Origin of the sequence: Billgrantia antri, from assembly GCF_019430905.1 — a bacterium.
GTDB lineage: Bacteria > Pseudomonadota > Gammaproteobacteria > Pseudomonadales > Halomonadaceae > Halomonas > Halomonas antri.
In genome coordinates, this window is the sequence record NZ_JAHYCA010000002.1 from 348,578 (window position 1) to 365,530 (window position 16,953).

18 protein-coding genes are annotated in these 16,953 nt (G+C 61.9%); 7 read left to right on the top strand and 11 right to left on the bottom strand.

The annotated features are described in order from the left end of the window. The first annotated feature begins 128 nt into the window (after positions 1–128). Positions 129–869 carry a dienelactone hydrolase family protein gene (locus KPL81_RS06005; protein WP_219791072.1) on the top strand — a complete coding sequence of 247 codons (741 nt, stop codon included), beginning with the start codon at positions 129–131 and terminating at the stop codon, positions 867–869. A gap of 230 nt (positions 870–1,099) precedes the next feature. On the opposite strand, the gene KPL81_RS06010 is transcribed toward KPL81_RS06005, so the two are convergent. The 4 genes from KPL81_RS06010 to KPL81_RS06025 form a co-directional block, all read right to left on the bottom strand. Further along, entirely contained in the window at positions 1,100–2,116 is a 1,017-nt protein-coding gene (locus tag KPL81_RS06010) for a DUF2235 domain-containing protein (RefSeq protein ID WP_219791073.1), read from the bottom strand. A gap of 261 nt (positions 2,117–2,377) precedes the next feature. Beyond that, entirely contained in the window at positions 2,378–3,241 is an 864-nt protein-coding gene (locus KPL81_RS06015; RefSeq protein ID WP_219791074.1) for an NmrA family NAD(P)-binding protein, read from the bottom strand. Positions 3,242–3,317: 76 nt separating this feature from the next. Further along, positions 3,318–3,587 carry a hypothetical protein gene (locus tag KPL81_RS06020; protein WP_219791075.1) on the bottom strand — a complete coding sequence of 90 codons (270 nt, stop codon included), beginning with the start codon at positions 3,585–3,587 and terminating at the stop codon, positions 3,318–3,320. Positions 3,588–3,764: 177 nt separating this feature from the next. After that, the gene (locus tag KPL81_RS06025) at positions 3,765–4,166 is read right to left on the bottom strand and encodes a RidA family protein (RefSeq protein WP_209476360.1); all 402 of its coding nucleotides are present in this window, start codon (positions 4,164–4,166) and stop codon (positions 3,765–3,767) included. A gap of 256 nt (positions 4,167–4,422) precedes the next feature. On the opposite strand from KPL81_RS06025, the gene KPL81_RS06030 reads away from it, so the two are divergent. Beyond that, positions 4,423–4,995 carry a TetR/AcrR family transcriptional regulator gene (locus KPL81_RS06030; protein ID WP_240549077.1) on the top strand — a complete coding sequence of 191 codons (573 nt, stop codon included), beginning with the start codon at positions 4,423–4,425 and terminating at the stop codon, positions 4,993–4,995. 48 nt (positions 4,996–5,043) lie between these two features. On the opposite strand, the gene KPL81_RS06035 is transcribed toward KPL81_RS06030, so the two are convergent. After that, positions 5,044–5,991, bottom strand: coding sequence for a LysR family transcriptional regulator (locus KPL81_RS06035; RefSeq protein ID WP_219791076.1), 948 nt, complete (start codon positions 5,989–5,991; stop codon positions 5,044–5,046). Between the two features lie 154 nt (positions 5,992–6,145). Between KPL81_RS06035 and KPL81_RS06040 the strand changes: the two genes are divergently transcribed. Next, positions 6,146–6,415, top strand: a complete 270-nt coding sequence (locus KPL81_RS06040) for an EF-hand domain-containing protein (RefSeq protein WP_219791077.1) — start codon at positions 6,146–6,148, stop codon at positions 6,413–6,415. Positions 6,416–6,545: 130 nt separating this feature from the next. On the opposite strand, the gene KPL81_RS06045 is transcribed toward KPL81_RS06040, so the two are convergent. Both KPL81_RS06045 and KPL81_RS06050 read right to left on the bottom strand, forming a co-directional pair. After that, positions 6,546–7,433 (bottom strand): carbon-nitrogen hydrolase family protein, encoded by an 888-nt coding sequence (locus KPL81_RS06045; RefSeq protein ID WP_219791078.1) that lies wholly within the window; start codon positions 7,431–7,433, stop codon positions 6,546–6,548. 10 nt (positions 7,434–7,443) lie between these two features. Further along, on the bottom strand, positions 7,444–8,820 hold the full coding sequence (locus KPL81_RS06050; protein WP_219791079.1) for an APC family permease: 1,377 nt from the start codon (positions 8,818–8,820) through the stop codon (positions 7,444–7,446). Between the two features lie 231 nt (positions 8,821–9,051). Here KPL81_RS06050 and KPL81_RS06055 point away from each other — a divergent pair, with 231 nt between their 5' ends. Next, positions 9,052–9,858 (top strand): helix-turn-helix transcriptional regulator, encoded by an 807-nt coding sequence (locus KPL81_RS06055; RefSeq protein WP_338035593.1) that lies wholly within the window; start codon positions 9,052–9,054, stop codon positions 9,856–9,858. A 101-nt stretch (positions 9,859–9,959) separates the two neighbouring features. On the opposite strand, the gene KPL81_RS06060 is transcribed toward KPL81_RS06055, so the two are convergent. After that, positions 9,960–10,307 (bottom strand): VOC family protein, encoded by a 348-nt coding sequence (locus KPL81_RS06060; protein ID WP_219791080.1) that lies wholly within the window; start codon positions 10,305–10,307, stop codon positions 9,960–9,962. 221 nt (positions 10,308–10,528) lie between these two features. Here KPL81_RS06060 and KPL81_RS06065 point away from each other — a divergent pair, with 221 nt between their 5' ends. Then, entirely contained in the window at positions 10,529–11,260 is a 732-nt protein-coding gene (locus KPL81_RS06065; RefSeq protein ID WP_219791081.1) for a carbonic anhydrase, read from the top strand. An 86-nt stretch (positions 11,261–11,346) separates the two neighbouring features. Here KPL81_RS06065 and KPL81_RS06070 read toward each other — a convergent pair whose 3' ends face one another. Next, entirely contained in the window at positions 11,347–12,945 is a 1,599-nt protein-coding gene (locus KPL81_RS06070) for an SLC13 family permease (protein ID WP_219791082.1), read from the bottom strand. Between the two features lie 151 nt (positions 12,946–13,096). On the opposite strand from KPL81_RS06070, the gene KPL81_RS06075 reads away from it, so the two are divergent. Next, the gene (locus tag KPL81_RS06075) at positions 13,097–13,936 is read left to right on the top strand and encodes a PhzF family phenazine biosynthesis protein (protein WP_219791083.1); all 840 of its coding nucleotides are present in this window, start codon (positions 13,097–13,099) and stop codon (positions 13,934–13,936) included. Positions 13,937–13,943: 7 nt separating this feature from the next. Here KPL81_RS06075 and KPL81_RS06080 read toward each other — a convergent pair whose 3' ends face one another. Continuing rightward, entirely contained in the window at positions 13,944–14,405 is a 462-nt protein-coding gene (locus tag KPL81_RS06080; RefSeq protein WP_209476372.1) for a carboxymuconolactone decarboxylase family protein, read from the bottom strand. An 80-nt stretch (positions 14,406–14,485) separates the two neighbouring features. Continuing rightward, positions 14,486–15,784 (bottom strand): NAD(P)/FAD-dependent oxidoreductase, encoded by a 1,299-nt coding sequence (locus KPL81_RS06085; protein WP_219791084.1) that lies wholly within the window; start codon positions 15,782–15,784, stop codon positions 14,486–14,488. Between the two features lie 252 nt (positions 15,785–16,036). On the opposite strand from KPL81_RS06085, the gene KPL81_RS06090 reads away from it, so the two are divergent. Continuing rightward, on the top strand, positions 16,037–16,861 hold the full coding sequence (locus KPL81_RS06090; protein ID WP_219791085.1) for a helix-turn-helix transcriptional regulator: 825 nt from the start codon (positions 16,037–16,039) through the stop codon (positions 16,859–16,861). The last annotated feature ends 92 nt before the right edge of the window (positions 16,862–16,953 follow it).

Below are 16,953 nucleotides of genomic sequence, written 5' to 3' on the forward strand. Positions count from 1 at the left end.
AGCGCAGCAGTAGGTTCGCGGCGGAGAGCCACGCCCTCGCCAGTCGGGCTTGTCTATGGTTAGAGTCGTATGCAAAGGCTTTCGTCCCTGACAAGAGCCACTTGCCATCGACAATCCCGGAGCCCGCCATGTCTCGCGCTATCGAAATCCCTGCCGCCGACGGCACCATCGACGCCCATATCTTCACGCCCGGGAGTGCCGACCGTCCTCTTTCGGCCGTGGTGCTGTTCACCGATATCGGCGGCCTGCGCCTTTGCTATCACGAGAAAGCCCAGCAGCTCGCGGACAACGGCTATGCCGTGTTGATGCCCAACATCTACTACCGCGATGCGCGCGGTCCCGTCGTGCCGGAGGGCAAGTCCTTCCGCGCCCCCGACGTGCGTCCGACGCTGTTCGGGTACGCCGGCCGTCTGACGCCCGAGGCACTATCCCGCGACTTCGCTGCCCTGCTGAGTTGCATCGATAACGAGAGGGAATTCGCGGAGGGAAAGATAGGTGTGGTGGGCTACTGCATGACCGGCGCCTTCGCGCTGCGCATGGCGGCCGAACACCCCGAGCGCGTCGCCGCTGCGGCCGGCTTTCACTCGGCCAACTTGGCCAAGGCCGACGACCCGAACTCCCTCGTGCACGTGGTCGAGGCCATCGAGGGGCGCGTCTATCTCGGCCACGCCGACAAGGACGAGCTGCTGCCACCCGAGCAGATCGCCCGCATGGACGGGGCGCTGGCCAAGGCCGGCGTGCACTTCACCACCGAACTCTACAAGGGCGCCGCCCACGGCTTCACCGCCAAGGACGCCCCCTCATACGATGCGACTGCCGATGCCCTGCATCACAGGCGGCTTGCCATGCTCCTGGAAGAGGCGCTATAGCTTTCCTTTATTTTCGCGTTTTGTTTGTTTTCCGCGGCTCCGGTAAGTAGGGCCGCGGTGCTATCTTCCCTTCGACAGTCTTAGTTTGACCTTGCGAAGCCTGCGCCACGCACCACCCAACAGTCGGGCAAACAGATCGGCCTTCACCCGGGCATTGCGCTGCTCAATAGCCCGCATTTTTGGGTCAGGATTGTGGAAGGCCATCGTCTTCTCCGTTGTCGTGTCCAAGCTCACCCCACCAACTCCACCCGGCCCCAATCCCCATCCACCGAGTCGAGCAGTTGGCTCAGTGCCGGGCTCTGGTAGGTCACGTGCGGGTCTTCCCAGCGCAGGCGTACGCTCTGGTGCAGGCAGGGTTCCGGCGTGCGGTACTGCGCGCGGCGCATGATCTTGTAGAAGCCCTTGTATTCGTCGTGCTGCCTGCCGCTGTGACTCGGGTTCATCGAGGCGAGGAAGTGCGGCTCGAAGGTGAGCCCGAAGCGTTCGGCTTCGTTGGCGATCCACTTTCCAGCGCAGTCGCCGAGCTCATGCTGCGGATAGCCGCCGCCGATATCGGTATGCACCCCGGCGAACCACACCTGCTTGAGGTCGATGCCGGGCTTGGCTGACCACAGCGTAGGCTCGAAGTCCTGGCGGTTCTCGTCGATGGAAACGGCATGCCGGGCGTGGCGGATGATGTTGCTGGGTTCGGTGTCGTGGAACAGGTAGCGCTCGGTGCCCAGGGTACCGAGGAACGGGGCGGGAATGCCGAATGCGCCGACGGTATCCCACACGCCGATGAACTCGATTTCGGTTCTATCCGCCACGGCATAGGCACGGCGGAAGTTGATGGAGGTATCGGCATCGGGCGCCGAGTTCCGTGAGCGTTGCCGGTAAAGCTGGTAAGCCTCGGGAATTCTGTCGGCATAGAGCCGTAGCAGTACGCCGCAGTTGCGGATGAGCCCGGCCAGGGAGCGCACGGTATAGGCGCCACGGCTGAAGCCGAACAGGAAGAGCTGATCGCCGGGCTCGTAGTTGTGCACGATGAAGCGATAGCAATCCATGATGCCCTTGTCGATGCCGGTGCCGCTCGTACCGCTGCGAATGCTGTTGCATTCGGTGCCGATGCCCCAGTCGTAGTACACGACCTGTTTGGTGTCGGTATCACAGCCCGATGCGATACCGCGTGCCAGGCGCAGCACATGTGTTGGATCGTCACTTTCGGGGCGTTGCCAAGTGCCATCGGCGCAGATGACGATGCGCTTCATCTCGCCGCCTCCCTCCCTGCTTTTTTACTAAACGTAACCCCATTGTTTTGGGTGCGCTATGTCATCTAGCCCAAAAATAGCCTAGTCCGTCTTGATTGAGGTCATGGATTACAGCCATGTAGTCAATGGATTACAACGCTGGGTTAAGGCGTGGCATTAAAATGCCGAATGCGGCACACCTCGGGCGGTGGAGCCTGAGTACCTAGAGTTGATATCGATTGCAGTTCGAAAACGAAGGATGCTCATCGGCGCGCTGGACCTTTACCCACCCGTTTCCACGATACCTCGGATGAAGTCTCGCAGTGTGGTTGGTCCACGCTCGGGTTGTTCCGGCAACGCGGCTTCATCATCTATAACCGTCCCCGTCATGCAAACATAAGACTCGGTGGCTGCTATCGAGAAACCGAGCTGTAAGAACGTCTTCTCCCAAGCTTCGCGAGGAATCGTTTCGACCTTAACTGTCATACCGAACGCTTCGGAAAACGCGTCGGCTACATCACGCGGTGTGTAACGATCCGGCCCTTCCACGTAACGTAGAGCAGTTTCATTTGCCGGCTCCAGAAGTCGGCTTGCTGCCGCTTCACCCAAGTCCTGCGGTGCGACCATCGGCAAGGCGAAGTCGGACGGAAAGAAACTCGGCAGCGTGCCGTGCTCACGTACGGAGTCGAGCATACCGAGCCAATTGCTCATGTAGTAGGCACCACGATTGATGGCAGCAGGAACGGGCTGTGACCTCAACTTCTCCTCGAACTCATGGAGTACGGTGAGATCGCCGCATCGTTCTCCTGAGCGTGCGCCGTAGGTGGACGCGGCAACTACTTTCTGCAACCCCGACCCGTTCAGGGCTTCAACGATTGCCGCGACATTCGCGCGCTCCTCAGTGTCAGTGTCGCCGGAGGGTGCCGCTGAGGGGTTAAGCAGAAAGGCATGCGTGCCGGTGCGAAACACATCGCGTAAACCTGTGACATCACGAATGTCTACGACAGCGATCCGGGCGCCAGCCTCCTTCAAGTCCGCGCCGTGCGCTGCATCGCGCGTGATAGCAGTGACAGGCTCTCCGCGCTTTAGCAGTGCACGCGCCGTTGCAGATCCGACCCGTCCCGTACCTCCAAGAACAATGTGCATGGCTGGACTCACTCTTCTCGGCTCAGTTCAGTGAAGGGTGGCTATCGCTTGTCAATGTAGCAGCGGTGAGGATGCTTCACTCCTCATAGGGTTTATTGGTGCGAGGGGCGTTGGAAATCTGCTCATCCATTGACTGCCGGTACTTGATGCAGCCTTTAATGAATTCCGGCCATTCCGGTACCTCGGGGACCGGGTCGTTCTTGTCGGGCAGCAACCCCCATAGCGCAGGATGGTGCCAGCAGAGGTCGTGCCGGCTGCAGTCGCGATGCTCACGGATGCCCTGGCGTAGCCGCTTGGCTTCCTCGATCAACTGCTCGCGGGTCATGCGTTCGAGGTCTTCGTCCATGGGAGCCTCCACATGGCTTCCGGCCGCCCTTCGTCCGGCTCAGTGAACCTGGCGTGCGCCGTGAAAGTTCACGTTCGCTGCAGTATAGATTAGTGAGCCTTCAGAGATGCTTGGGTTAATGGGAGTAGATACACCGCCGCTGCTCCAGCGGCGGTGTATCCGGGATGAGACGTTGCCCTATCGCGCTGGCTCGGGAATGCGAGCGATGACCTTGATTTCGAAATCGAAGCCCGCCAGCCAGTTCACGCCTACGGCGGTCCAGTTGGGGTAGGGTGGTTCACCGATTTCCTTGGTGCGAACCCTGTCGATCGCCTCCCATTGGGCGGCGGGGTCGGTGTGGAAGGTGGTCACGTCGACGATGTCGTCGAAGGTACAGCCGGCGGCTTCGAGAACGGCCGTGAGGTTGTCGAAGGCAAGCTGGACCTGCCTTTCGAAATCCGGCTCGGCAGAGCCATCCTCGCGGCTGCCGACCTGGCCCGAGACGAACAGGAAGTCGCCCGAGCGGATCGCTGCCGAGTAGCGGTTGATCTCGTATAGCGCCTGCCGGCCGGCAGGGAAAACTGCATCGCGTTTGGCCATGGGGGATACTCCAGTCATTGGTTCCGGTTACTGGTTCAGCCAAGCCAGGTTTTCCTTTACCGGGCGAGGGCATACGGCTGCCTCGAAGCATGGGCTTCGATAGGCAGGATGAATTGATATACGGGCCGTATGTGGGCATACTGAGTGACATACGTGTTGTATGTCAATACGCATACGCCACGTATGTGTGTTCCGGGAAGATGTGTTTTGGAAAGAGAGGTGTAGAAGAACGGCGATGGCCACGAAGCGTACACAGATGATGGAGATGACCCGGGCCAAGCTCATTCGAACCGCTCGAGAGGCATTCGCGACCAAGGGCTATGCGGCAGCCTCGATGGACGATATCACCGCCGAAGCCGGGCTGACGCGAGGGGCGCTCTATCACAATTTCGGCGGTAAGAAGGGGCTGCTGCAGGCCGTGGTCGATCAGATCGATGCGGAGATGGTGGCGCGGCTCATGGCGGCGCAGCAGCGAGCGGCAAGCCCGTGGGAGGGGCTGCTCGAAGAGGGCGTGGCCTATATCGAAATGGCGCTGGAGCCGGAAGTCCAGCGCATCATGCTGCTGGATGGGCCGGCCGTGCTTGGCGACCCCTCGCAATGGCCCAACCAGAATGCGTGCCTGCTGCGTACGACGCAAACCATCCAGGCTCTTATCGACGAGGGTACCGTCAAGCCGGTGGATGCGGAGGCAGCGGCCCGGTTGATCAACGGCGCGGCGCTCAACGCGGCCCTGTGGATCGCCGCCGCCGACGAACCCCGCGCCGTTCTTCCAAAGGCCGTCGAGGCTTTTCGGCAGCTTGCTGCCGGTTTGCTGCAAGCCGAGCGATGAGCGGCGATGTGGCTGAAGCAATGTGCTCGGATAGGAGCTGAGCTGCTGTCAGGCCTCGACCGAGAGCTTGCAGGGTATGGCCTGGGCGAGAAAATCGATCAGTGCCCTTACCGCAGGGACGAGGCCCTTGCGATTGGAGAAGACCGCCTGGATCGTGCCGTAGGGTGAGCGCCACTCGGGCAGTACGCGCACCAGTTCCCCCTTGGCAATGCTCACGCGGCAGATGTGAATGGGCAAGAGCGCCACCCCAAGTCCCTGGCACGCTGCCGCGAGCAGCATATCGAAGTTGCTGCACATCAGCCGGGGTCGCAGGTCGATCACGCGGGTCTCGTCGTTCGGCCCCGTCAGCTCCCAGCGAACCTCGTCCGTTTCTCCTCCCATCGAGAGAGTCGGTACATCGGCGAGCTCGTCGATGGTCAGCCCTCGCTTGCAGGCGGCATGCACAGCCGGGCTTACCGCCATCACCAGATGATTCTGCCCGAGCGGACGCATGATCAGAGAGGCATCGGACATGTCCGGCTTGCTGCGCACGCGTATGGCGATGTCGAGCCGGTCCTCGATCAGGTCGGCGCGGCGATCGAAGACCAGCAGGTGAACGCGGACCTTGGGATAGGTCTTCATGAACGCCGGCAGGACTTCCTCGATGAGATTCTGGATCAGGCCTTGCGGGCAACTGAGTCGCACGATGCCGTTGGGCTCCGCGTGGGCCTGCGCCACTACCGTTTCCGCCGCTTCGGCACCGGCGAGCATGGTCTGGCAGTGTTCGAAGAAGGAATGCCCTACGTCCGTGGTGCGAATCTTGCGAGTCGAGCGCTCCAGCAGGCGCACCTTGAGCCGTTCTTCGAGGCGTGCGACGCGCTTGCTGAGCGTCCCCTTGGGCACGCCGATGTGGCGCGAGGCCGCCGAGAAGCCCTGGTACGTGACCACGGCATGGAAATAGTAGAGGTCGTTGAGGTCGTGCATCGCATCAATACCGGTGGGGTAGTAGCGGTACATTATTCGTTTCCATGGGGAAACGCAACGTTGGAAAACCAGGGTCTAGTGCGATGATTGGTGATCTATAGAATACAACCATCGGTCGGCATTCAGGAGTCCAGTCGTCACGAGAATGCCGGACCTCAACCCCCTGTCATTGGAAACGAGAGACATCATGAAAGCTCAAAAAACCGCACTGTTCCTTGCTCTGGCACTGTCCTCCGGTGTCGCCCTTGCCGAAATGGGCGCAGAAGAGCTGATTCCGCCTACCGCTTCCTCGAGCGCCTCCGGCCAGAATGGCTTCGAGCAACTCGACGGGGATGGCGATGGCCGCATTTCTCGTGAAGAGGCCAAGGCAGGCACTCTGCCTGAAGTCTTCGTCATCCTGGACCGTGACCATAACGGCGCGATCTCGCGTCAGGAGTTCAACTTCCGTCCGCGTTGATCGCTCGGCATAGTTGAGATAGCGCTGTTGCGAGTAGTATTTCCAATAGCACAGTAAAAGAGGGAGGCATATCGCCTCCCTCTTGTCTTACTCGTGTTGCATTACTCATGGAAAGTGCTGGCCGGGCCGCTCATGGTCCCAGTTGCCATCGGCGCGGATCTATTCGGCCTTCATACATCGGCAATTCCAGTATAGGGTCGCCCACCTGGAACTGGGACCACATACGGTTAACACCTGCGGTACCGAAAGTTCGTACTCGCGCCACTTCGTCCAGGTTCAGGACATCGGTGAGGACGCCAGCTGTCGCCCCCGGCATCTGCGCGCGGATATGGCCCTCGGGGTCGACGACCAGGCTCCTGCCTTCGCCGGCAGGCGTGGCCGCGTTCGCGCTGACTACATACACCTGGTTGAAGATGGCATTGGCCTGCACCAGTACCTGCTCCTGACTGCGGTCGCAGGTAGAGGTGGCGGCCTGGTTGACGATCACTTCGGCCCCAAGCCAGGCCAGCTGTCGTACCACTTCGGGAAACCAGATGTCGTAGCAGATCGCCAGGCCCACCCGGCCCACCCCGGGAATCTCGAACACCTCGAAGCGATTTCCCGGCCGAAAGGGCTCGTAGGGGCGCCAGGGGAAACACTTGCGATAGGCTGCCACTCGCTCTCCATGGGGCGAGTACACCGGTGCAGTATTGTAGAGATGGCCGTCCTCGCCCCGTTCGCATACCGTGCCCGGCAACAACCAGATGCCCAGATTGCGGGCGATGCGCGCCAGATGCCGGTTGCGAGGTCCGTCGATCGGCTCGGCGGTAGCTTCAAGCTGCGCACGCCGCTGTTCAGGAGTGCCGGTGGCGCCGCAGAGGTAGAACTCCGGGTAGACCACCATTCTTGGTTGTTCGAATTTGGCTCCGAAGTCGCTCAGGTAAACTTCCAGCTCGGTTTCGAAGCCCCGGAGCTCGGCGTCCATGCCGATCTGGCGAGCGGTTTCCTGGACGACCAGGATAGGCAAATATTTGGGCATGGTGTCTCCGTTACAGGTTCGCTTCCAGCGAGGCAGGTGCCGGCTCTGATTCCGATTCGTCGAAGTCCACTTCCGGCGGCTCACGACGGAAGAAGCGAGTCAGGTAGAGCAGTTGGACCAGTCCGATGGAGAGCCAGGCCAGCCCGAGCATCACCGCATTGAGATCCAGCTTGCTCATCAGCCAGAGGTTGATCAGGGCGCCGACCAGCGGCACGACCATGCCTTTGATCACACCGTAGCGGCGCTTGGCGTCCTCATCCTTGCTGACCAGGAAGATGACCGACAGGTTGACCATGGTGAAGGCGATGAACGCGCCGAAGTTGATGAACGAGGCGGCGGACAGCACATCCAGGAACAGGGCGATGATGCCGATTGCCCCGGTCAATACGATGCTGAACACCGGAGTGCGGAAACGCGGATGCAGGGCGCCGAACAGCCTGCGCGGCAACACCGCATCCCGGCCCATGGCGAACAGCAGGCGAGAGGCGCTGGCCTGGGCGGCGATGCCGGAGGTGAACTGCGCCAGCACCATACCGGCCAGGAAGATGGCCCCGAACAGGTCCGCGCCGATCATCCTGGCGATCTCGAAGGCGGCGGAATCGGCGTTGACGAAATTGCTGCCCGGATGTGCCAACTGGGTGGTATAGCCGACCAGCACGTAGATGCCGCCGCCGATCAGTGCAGTCAGCATGATGGCTCGGGGAATGTTGCGCTTGGGCTCGATGGTCTCTTCGGTCAGGGTGGTGACGGCATCGAAACCGAGGAAGGCGTAGGCGGCAACCGCTGCGCCTGCGGCAATGGCCGAAAAGCCGGCATCTTCACCCACGAACGGCCCCAGGCTGAACAGCGCCTCGGCGCCATCGGTAGCGAAGACATGGCGAATCGACAGCAGCACGAAGAAACCGATGACCAGGATCTGAAACACCATCAACAGCGAGTTTACCTTGGCCGCCAGCTTGATACCGTAAACGTTGAGGCAGGTGGTGATGCCGATGAAGCTCAGCAGGAAGATCCAGCCAGGCACTTCCGGGAAGCGTGCATTCAAGTACGCTGCGCCAATCAGCCAGATCACCATGGGCAGGAAGAAGTAGTCCAGCAGCACACTCCAGCCCACCATGAAGCCGACCCGTGAGTCGATTGCCTTGCGTGCATAGGTATAGGCGGAGCCCGATACCGGATACGTGCGCGCCATGATGCCGTAGCTGTAGGCCGTGAACAGCATGGCAACGGTGGTGATGAGATAGGCCGTGGGTACGGCACCTTCGCTGGCACTGGCGATCACGCCGAAGGTGCCGAGCACGATCAGTGGTGTCATGTAAGCCAGGCCGAACAGCACCACGGCCTTGAGGGATAGGGTTCTTTCCAGCTTGATATTGTTTTTCGTCATGATCCGTCTCCAGGACACGTTGACGCCGATGCCCGAGCGCCTGCCAGCCGGTACTACGCGTTCAGGTGGCAGGCGGGGCCCTCAATTGAGCGGCTCAGGCCCACAGTTGCCGGTGCCGCAACAGCCCGGCTAGACTGCGATGCGTAGTAACCACTCCGTTTACAACGTTATTGAGCGGGCATCGGGGGGTATATAACCCCAGCGTGGTATGGTTTTGCGGGCTTTGAATTGGTGACATACAGCGAACATGACGAGGCTCTGGCCAACACCATCAAAGCCTTGGCTACCCCCGAACTGCCTCGTCAGTTTTCCACTCTGGTGCGGGGCATGGCGGCTTTCGATAATTTGATCGTCATTGCCTATCACGGTGAAAACCGACCGGCGGTGCTTTACCGGGAATATACCGACCCTGTGGTCTATCTACCGATGGACAACCAGTATCTGGGCGGGGCATATCTGCTGGATCCGTTCTACCACGAGCATCTCAAGGGCAGTGTGCGAGGAATAAGGCGTTTGATGGACGTGGCGCCGGATCACTTTCGGCGCACCCATTATTACAACAACTACTACAAGCAGACCACGCTGCTCGATGAGGTGGCGGTCTTTGCTACCATCACTGACGGCATTACGCTGACTGCCTGCTTCGGCAGGGACCGCACCAGCGGGAAACCCTTCGGTAAACGCGAGCTTCAGGCGCTGCGGCGACACGAAATGAGCCTCAGTGCCCTGCTGGAGGCGCACTGGCAGGACTACCGGCCCGACGGCGCTGCCGAGGAGGCCTCGGCGCCTCTGGAGGTTCGCCTGCGTGAGGCCCTGGAGCAGGAACACGGCATCCGGCTGAGTCCGCGTCAGGCCGAAGTGGCATTGTTCATCCTGAGGGGGCATTCGTCCCTGGCGATTGGCCTGCATCTGGGGGTCAGCACCCAGACGGTAAAGGTCTTTCGCCGCCAGCTCTACACCAAGTGCAACATCTCCTCCCAGGCGGAGTTGTTCGCATTGCTGATGCCGCTGTTTGCGCGGCTGACCGCACGTGGCTGAGTCAGGTATCTGAGCCAAGTACCTGAGCGGCTAATCCGAACGTCCTGCTGCCCTCACCGCCGATCTAGCGGCGGATCCCCTTCACGGAACGAAGTCGCTCATTAATGCTGTAGAACGTTGACGAGCTTGCCGAACGGGTCGCGTACGAAGAAACGCCGTACGCCCCAGGGCTCGCTGACGGGTCCGTACTCGATGGATACGCTGGCCTGCTCGAAGCGCGCCAGCGCCGTTTCGATGTCGTCGACTTCGATGGAGAGATCGGGCACGGGAGTACCCGAGCCGCCTTCACTGCCGAAGCTCACCTGTACCATCATTTTTTCATTTGAGCCGTATGTCCGAAACCAGCCGTGATCCATGAGCAGGTCTAGGCCGAGTATCTCGCCATAGAAGGCTTCCGCCTTGTCGAGATCCGATGTGGCCGTGTTGGCCATGATGCGTTTGACTTTCATGTGCCACCCCGATTCTTTCTTTTGGGATTCCTTAACGTAGTAGCATGGCCGCAGCTGCGCCATTTCACGTTATACGTACGCTTGGAAGTGCCAGAAGTCAGGGGGACCCGCTTCGTCCTGACATTTTTCCCTGTCTCGGCCGCGCAGGGCTCTTAATGCATTCTTGACGTCCTCTGGATTACCTTGTCGACTCCCCCTGACAAGATCCTCAAGAGGACATCATGAAGAGAACCGCAATTGCCGTGGCCATGTCGCTGCTTTCAGGTTTTGCCTATGCCGGCGATGGTCACGCTTGGAGCTATTCCGGAGAAACCGGCCCGGAGAACTGGGCACAGCTGACCCCGGAGTACGGTGCCTGTGCGGGTAGCAATCAGTCGCCCATCGACCTGACGGGGTTCATTGGTGCCGAACTCGAGCCAATCGTCTTTGATTACGAAAATGGTGGTGCTGAAATCCTCAATAACGGACATACCGTCCAGATCAATGTGCATCCAGGCGACACCATTACCGTTGACGGTATCGAGTTCGAGTTGAAGCAGTTCCATTTCCATGTGCCGAGCGAGAACCTCATCCATGGCGAATCCTTCCCCATGGAAGGCCACCTCGTACATGCCGACGAGGATGGCAACCTGGCTGTCGTAGCGGTCATGGTGACGGAGGGCGAAGCCAACGAAGCCCTTGCAAAGGCATGGGCGCAAATGCCGGAAGAGGGCGAAACGCTGGCGCTGACGCCAGACATCTCCCCGCTGGGTATCCTGCCTGCCGACCGCGATTACTATCGCTTCAATGGCTCGCTGACCACGCCTCCCTGCACCGAGGGCGTGCGCTGGCTGGTGCTGAAGCAGCCAATTACCGCATCCCAGGAGCAGATCGACCAGTTCCTGGCGGCTATCGAAGATCATCACAACAATCGCCCGGTGCAACCGGTCAACGCTCGTCCTGTCTTGCAGTAGTCGGCGAGTTACCCTGGGCCCTGTCATCCACAGGGCTCAGGGTGTTCGGCTTTATCTTCCTCCCGTACGCTTCTCGTATTACGCGATCAGAACTGCAGCCCCAGCGCAAAGCCGCCGAGCAGATAGCAGAAGGCGGTGATCAATACGATTCCGATCAGGTTGAGTACGACCCCACCCCGTGCCATCTGGGCGATGGTGACCGCACCGGTGCCGAACACGATGGCGTTGGGTGGCGTGCCGACCGGCAGCATGAAGGCGCAGGTCGCGGCGAAGGCTGCCGGGATCAGCAGCGTCATCGAGTCGGCGCCGATGCCCACCGCCACGCCCCCGAGCACGGGGATGAAGGTCGCGGCCGTGGCCGTGTTGCTGGTGACCTCGGTCAGGAACAGAATGATCGTGGCGACGGCGGCTACCAACAGGATGATTGGAAGCATGCCGAGTCCCGTGACCTGCTGGCCGAACCAGTTATCGAGGCCGGTCCCCGCGACCGCGCCGGCAAGGCTTAGGCCGCCGCCAAACAGCAGCAACACCCCCCAGGGCAGTCCGTCCTCGGCATCCTGCCAATTGAGCACCATCTCGCTGCGGCCTCGCGCGGGCAGAATGAACAAGGCGATGCCGGCGGCGATAGCGATGGCAGTGTCATCGAGATTACCCAGCGGCCCGAGCCACTGGCCCACCCCCGGGATGTTGCCGAGCACCCCGGGCACGACCCACAGGAACGCGGCCGAGCCGAAGACGAGCAATACCATCTTCTCGCCCTGGCTGAGCGCGCCGAGCTTGCGGATTTCTCCTTCGATCATTTCCTTGCCGCCGGCGATTTCCGCGACGTTGAAGCGGTAGAGCACCCGGGTCATCAGTACCCAGCCCACCAGAATGAAGGTGAAGGCCAGCGGTACGCCAAGCATCATCCATTCGAGAAAGCCGATGCTGCGGCCCAGCTCGTCGGCCGCATAGCCGGCAACGATGGCGTTGGGCGGGCTGCCGAGCAGGGTGCCGAGGCCGCCCATGCTGGCCGACCAGGCGATTGCCAGAAGCAGGCAGACGCCGAAGCGCTTGATGTTCTCGTCATGGATGAAGTTGATGTGGCCGGCCCGGTGGTGGTCGTGGCCGGCGGCGGCCCTCGCGGTGGCCTCACCGCTGCGCTCCGCGACCAGGGCCAGCACGGAGAGCCCGATCGGCAGCATCATCAGCGTCGTTGCGGTGTTGGATACCCACATCGACAGAAACCCCGTGGCTAGCATCATGCCGAGCACGATCCGCTTCGGCGAGACTCCGACCCGGGACAACGTCAACAGGGCGATGCGCCGGTGCAGGTTCCATTTCTCCATGGCAATGGCAATCAGGAAGCCGCCGAGGAAAAGAAAGACGATGGGACTGGCGTAAGGTGCCGTGGCCTGGGCGACGGTGCGCTCCGTCAACATTGGGATCAGCACGATTGGCAGCAGGGCGGTGATCGAGAGCGGGATCGCCTCCGTCATCCACCAGGCCGCCATCAGGGTGGCGATCGACGCGACCCAGCGCGCATCCGGCGAAAGCCCTTCGGCCTGTCCCATGGCGAGCCAGACGATCAGCGCCAGGAGCATCCCGAAAGCGCGCAGGCCCCATACCAGCCTGGCTGATCGTCCACTTGACCCCTTCTCCCCGGGGGTGCCCTCGTTTCCGTCGGATGATCGCTGCTCAGCCAAGCTAAATCTCCTTTACTTTACTAATACGGGCTCCCTTCATGGAGCGTAGCCCAGTAGTCTGGGACACGGCATGAGTAAGCACATGCCTCCCATTGCGTTCACTCCGGCTTGCCCCAAGATGGAGAGAACCCCCTGACACCAGGAGCTTCACATGAGCGGCACACTCTATCGCCTGGCGGCGTTTACCGACGACCCGAGTGGCGGCAACCCCGCCGGGGTGTGGCTGGGCAAGGCGCTGCCCGAGCCATCGGAGATGCAGCGTATCGCCGCCGAGGTGGGCTATTCCGAAACCGCCTTCATCGCGCCGGCCGAGGGCAAGCGGCGCATTGTGCGCTATTACAGCCCCGAGGCGGAAGTGAGCTTCTGCGGCCATGCCACGGTGGCTAGCGGCGTGCAGTTGGGCCGGCTGAGCGGGGCGGGCACCTACATGCTAGATACGGCGGTGGGCGAGGTGATGGTCACCGTCAACCAGGTGGAAGGGGAGTGGCAGGCCTCGCTGGTGTCGGTCACGCCGGAGTATCGTCCCGCCGAGCCGGCGTTGGTCGAGGAAGTACGCGGGCTGCTCGGCTGGCAAGCGGACGAACTCGACCTCGAGATTCCACCCGCGCTGGCCTATGCCGGGGCCTGGCACCTGGTGCTGGCATGCAAGACGCAGCAACGCCTCGAGCGGCTCGAGTACGACTTCGAGCAGCTCAAGGCACTGATGCTGAGTGAGGGGCTGACCACGCTGCAGCTGGTGTGGCGCGAGAGCGAAGGCCGTTTCCACGCCCGCGATCCGTTCCCGGTGGGCGGCGTGGTGGAGGACCCCGCCACCGGCGCGGCAGCAGCGGCGCTGGGTGGCTACCTGCGCGACGCGGGCCTGCTCCAGGCGCCCGCCCAGTTGACGGTCCGGCAGGGCGAGGCAATGGGCCGACCCAGCCGCCTGCAGGTGGACATTCCGCTGTCGGGCGGCATCGTCGTCACCGGTCAGGCGGTGTCGCTGGACGCTTGAGCCGCGCCTAGGTGGGCTGGTAGCTGCCGGCGTCTGCAGCGAAGCTGATCGACAGGCGATTCCAGGCGTTGATGGTGCAGATCGCCAGGGTGAGGTCGGTCAGCCCTTTCTCCGAGAAGTGCTCGCGGGTGGCTTCGTACAGCGAATCTTCTATGCCGTTCTGGCTGGCGAGCAGCGTGTTGGCTTCGGCCCAGGCCAGGGCGGCGCGCTCGCGCTCGGTGTAGAAGGGCGTTTCGCGCCAGGCGCTCAGGGCGTACAGCCGCTGTTCGGTCTCGCCGGCCTTGCGGGCATCCTTGGTATGCATGTCGATGCAGTAGGCGCAGCCGTTGATCTGCGAGACACGGGTATAGACCAGGGCCAGCAGGCCGTTACCCAGTTCCCCCTCTTGTGCCGCCTTGTGAACGTGCTGCTGCAAATCCAGCATGGCCTTGAGACCGGCGGGGCTGGCGGAGAAGTAGTTCATGCGCATGGTTGGGGCTCCGTAAGTGAATGGAGCCCCAGCCTAGCTTGGCCGCTAGCGGCAGAATTGTAGATTTTCGACCTGCCGGATCAGTGCAGCTTCATGCGCGGGCGGATGAAGCGGTTGAGCCCGTCAGAAAGCAGGATGAGCGCCGTCTTCGAGGTGCCGTGAATGGCACGCTGGTGCATGCGATAGAGCGAGGCGTAGAAGAACTTGGCCAGGCGCCCCTCGATGAACAGGCTGCGTGCCGAGGCCCCGCGCATCAGGCTGCCGATCGCCTCGAAGTGGGCCAGCGAGATGAGCGAACCACGATCGCGATAGCGAAACGGCTTGAGCGTGCCGTTCTCGAGCCTGGCGAGCAGGTTCTTGTAGAGCCGCTGCGCCTGCTGGTGGGCGGCCTGCGCTCGCGGTGGCACCATGGAACCGTCCGGCTGCGGGCAGCTGGCGCAGTCACCAAAGACGAAGATGTTGGGGTCGTCGACGCTCTGTAGCGTCGGCTCGACCTTGATGCGCTGGTTGCGATCCAGCGTCAGCCCCAATGTGCGTAGTACCTCGGGCGCCTTGATGCCCGCGGCCCACACGTTGAGATCCGTCTCGATGCGCTGCTCGTCGGCAGTGACGATGGCATCTTCCTCGACGCACACCACTCGCGTGCCGGTATGTACCTGCACGCCCAGGCGTTCCAGCTCGGTGCGCACGGCGCCGCGAATGCGCTCGGGCAGTGCCGGCAGCACGTTCGGTGCCGCCTCGATCAAGTGAACTTCCAGATTGCCGCTGTCCATCTCGGTGAAGCCGTAGCTGTGCAGCATGCGCGAGGCGTCGTAGAGTTCCGCCGCCAGCTCCACTCCGGTGGCGCCAGCGCCGACGATGCCGACGCTGAGCCGTGGATGATGACGCCGCTCGGGGTCGCTGTAGCGCAGGAAGGTATTGAGCATGTCGCGGCGGAAGGCTTCGGCCTGGGCCGGGCTGTCGAGGAAGTGACAGTGCTCGGAGACCCCCGGGGTGCCGAAGTCGTTACTCACACTGCCCAGGGCCAGCACCAGCATGTCATAGTCCAGCGTGCGGGCCGGCAGCACTTCCTGGCCGTGGTCGTCGAGCACCGGGGCGAGGCTCAACTGGCGAGCATCGCGGTCGAGGGCCTGGAGTGTGCCGCGCTGGAAACGATAGCCGTGGAGCTGGGCATGACTCTGGTAGGAGATCTCGTCGATACTGGAATCCAGCGCTCCGGTGGCGACCTCATGCAGCAGTGGTTTCCAGATGTGGGTCGTATTGCGATCTATCAGGGTGATGTCGGCCTTGCCGCGTCGTCCCAGGCGCCGCCCGAGGCGGGTGACCAGCTCCAGCCCGCCGGCACCGCCGCCGACGACCACGATTCGCGTTTTGTCCATGTATGGCTCCGCTAAAGGAAAGATTAGGCAATTGAGAAATGGTCCCCCTACTCTACAACTGGAACGATGAGAAAGGTTGGACTTTTTGCTTATCTACATTTGCGCTCAGGCGTGCTGTGAATGACCGCTTCGGGGGCTCTATCCGTTGCTGAAGAGGCTGCAAAAATGAGTGGCGTTTCCCAGCCTGACCTGGCTGGTAGCATCGGCATTGGAAATTTTCGGCCTGTTGAGCGGGCAGCCTGTGCAGGCCTGATGCTGACGCAGTTTCTGCCCTCAGCACCGCTGCGCCCTTATGTGCAGTGTTACTGGCGGGCCACAGGGCTAGCTGGCGAAGACGCCGGTGGAGTGGAGCTGTTGCATCCGGATGGTGCCACAGGGCTGCTGTTCAACTTTGGTGCTGCGCTCGAACGCAATGGCGAACGGGTGCAGGGAGGTTGCTGGATCGACTCTCCAAAGCGGCGCACTGCACGCCTGAAGGTAGGGCAAGAGCTCGATCTGCTCGGCGTACGCTTCTTGCCGGGCATGGGCTTTCCGTTCGTCGGCGAGGCGCTGTCGGTTCTGGCGGGTGGGGAAATGCTGCCGGGCGACGCCCTGCGCCGGCTCGAGCTCGAGACGCTGCATGAGCGACTGCGTCAGATGCCCGACCTGGCAGGACGCCTGGCAATACTGGAAGAGTACCTGCAGGACAGGCTGCGCCATGGAGAACGAGCGCCGCCGACATTGCCTGCGGCGCTTGAGTGGCTACAACGATGCCATGGCCAAGGCAGCATCACGGCGCTGGTTGACGAGCTGCCGTTCGGCCAGCGCCGCCTGGAACGGTTGTTCCAGCGGCATATGGGGCTCTCACCCAAGCACTATGCTCGACTGCTGCGCGTCGCGCACAGTCGCGAGCTGATCAAGCAGGGCGGGGCAGCCAGCTCCCTGACCGATACCGCCTTCGCCGCCGGCTACTTCGACCAGGCGCACTTCATCCACGACTTCAAGGCCGTCACCGGCTTTACCCCGGGTGGCTATCTCGACTACGCGCGGCGGCGTTATGGCGGCGAAGCCCAACCGACAGTGGGTCGGCATCGGTAAAGCTGCAGCAACTTCCCGCTTCGATGAGCTTATTGCCAGGAGATTGACCTACCTTCAAGGCAAGAGCGGCCAGGAGGCCGTGAAATCATCGA

What these genes read in the sequence shown, in the direction of transcription:
- KPL81_RS06085 (WP_219791084.1), bottom strand. Translation starts at nt 15,784, where the DNA reads ATGGACAAAACGCGAATCGTGGTCGTCGGCGGCGGTGCCGGCGGGCTG.
- KPL81_RS06060 (WP_219791080.1), bottom strand. Translation starts at nt 10,307, where the DNA reads ATGAAAGTCAAACGCATCATGGCCAACACGGCCACATCGGATCTCGAC.
- KPL81_RS06040 (WP_219791077.1), top strand. Translation starts at nt 6,146, where the DNA reads ATGAAAGCTCAAAAAACCGCACTGTTCCTTGCTCTGGCACTGTCCTCC.
- KPL81_RS06075 (WP_219791083.1), top strand. Translation starts at nt 13,097, where the DNA reads ATGAGCGGCACACTCTATCGCCTGGCGGCGTTTACCGACGACCCGAGT.
- KPL81_RS06050 (WP_219791079.1), bottom strand. Translation starts at nt 8,820, where the DNA reads ATGACGAAAAACAATATCAAGCTGGAAAGAACCCTATCCCTCAAGGCC.
- KPL81_RS06010 (WP_219791073.1), bottom strand. Translation starts at nt 2,116, where the DNA reads ATGAAGCGCATCGTCATCTGCGCCGATGGCACTTGGCAACGCCCCGAA.
- KPL81_RS06065 (WP_219791081.1), top strand. Translation starts at nt 10,529, where the DNA reads ATGAAGAGAACCGCAATTGCCGTGGCCATGTCGCTGCTTTCAGGTTTT.
- KPL81_RS06080 (WP_209476372.1), bottom strand. Translation starts at nt 14,405, where the DNA reads ATGCGCATGAACTACTTCTCCGCCAGCCCCGCCGGTCTCAAGGCCATG.
- KPL81_RS06005 (WP_219791072.1), top strand. Translation starts at nt 129, where the DNA reads ATGTCTCGCGCTATCGAAATCCCTGCCGCCGACGGCACCATCGACGCC.
- KPL81_RS06090 (WP_219791085.1), top strand. Translation starts at nt 16,037, where the DNA reads ATGCTGACGCAGTTTCTGCCCTCAGCACCGCTGCGCCCTTATGTGCAG.
- KPL81_RS06025 (WP_209476360.1), bottom strand. Translation starts at nt 4,166, where the DNA reads ATGGCCAAACGCGATGCAGTTTTCCCTGCCGGCCGGCAGGCGCTATAC.
- KPL81_RS06045 (WP_219791078.1), bottom strand. Translation starts at nt 7,433, where the DNA reads ATGCCCAAATATTTGCCTATCCTGGTCGTCCAGGAAACCGCTCGCCAG.
- KPL81_RS06030 (WP_240549077.1), top strand. Translation starts at nt 4,423, where the DNA reads ATGATGGAGATGACCCGGGCCAAGCTCATTCGAACCGCTCGAGAGGCA.
- KPL81_RS06020 (WP_219791075.1), bottom strand. Translation starts at nt 3,587, where the DNA reads ATGGACGAAGACCTCGAACGCATGACCCGCGAGCAGTTGATCGAGGAA.
- KPL81_RS06015 (WP_219791074.1), bottom strand. Translation starts at nt 3,241, where the DNA reads ATGCACATTGTTCTTGGAGGTACGGGACGGGTCGGATCTGCAACGGCG.
- KPL81_RS06035 (WP_219791076.1), bottom strand. Translation starts at nt 5,991, where the DNA reads ATGTACCGCTACTACCCCACCGGTATTGATGCGATGCACGACCTCAAC.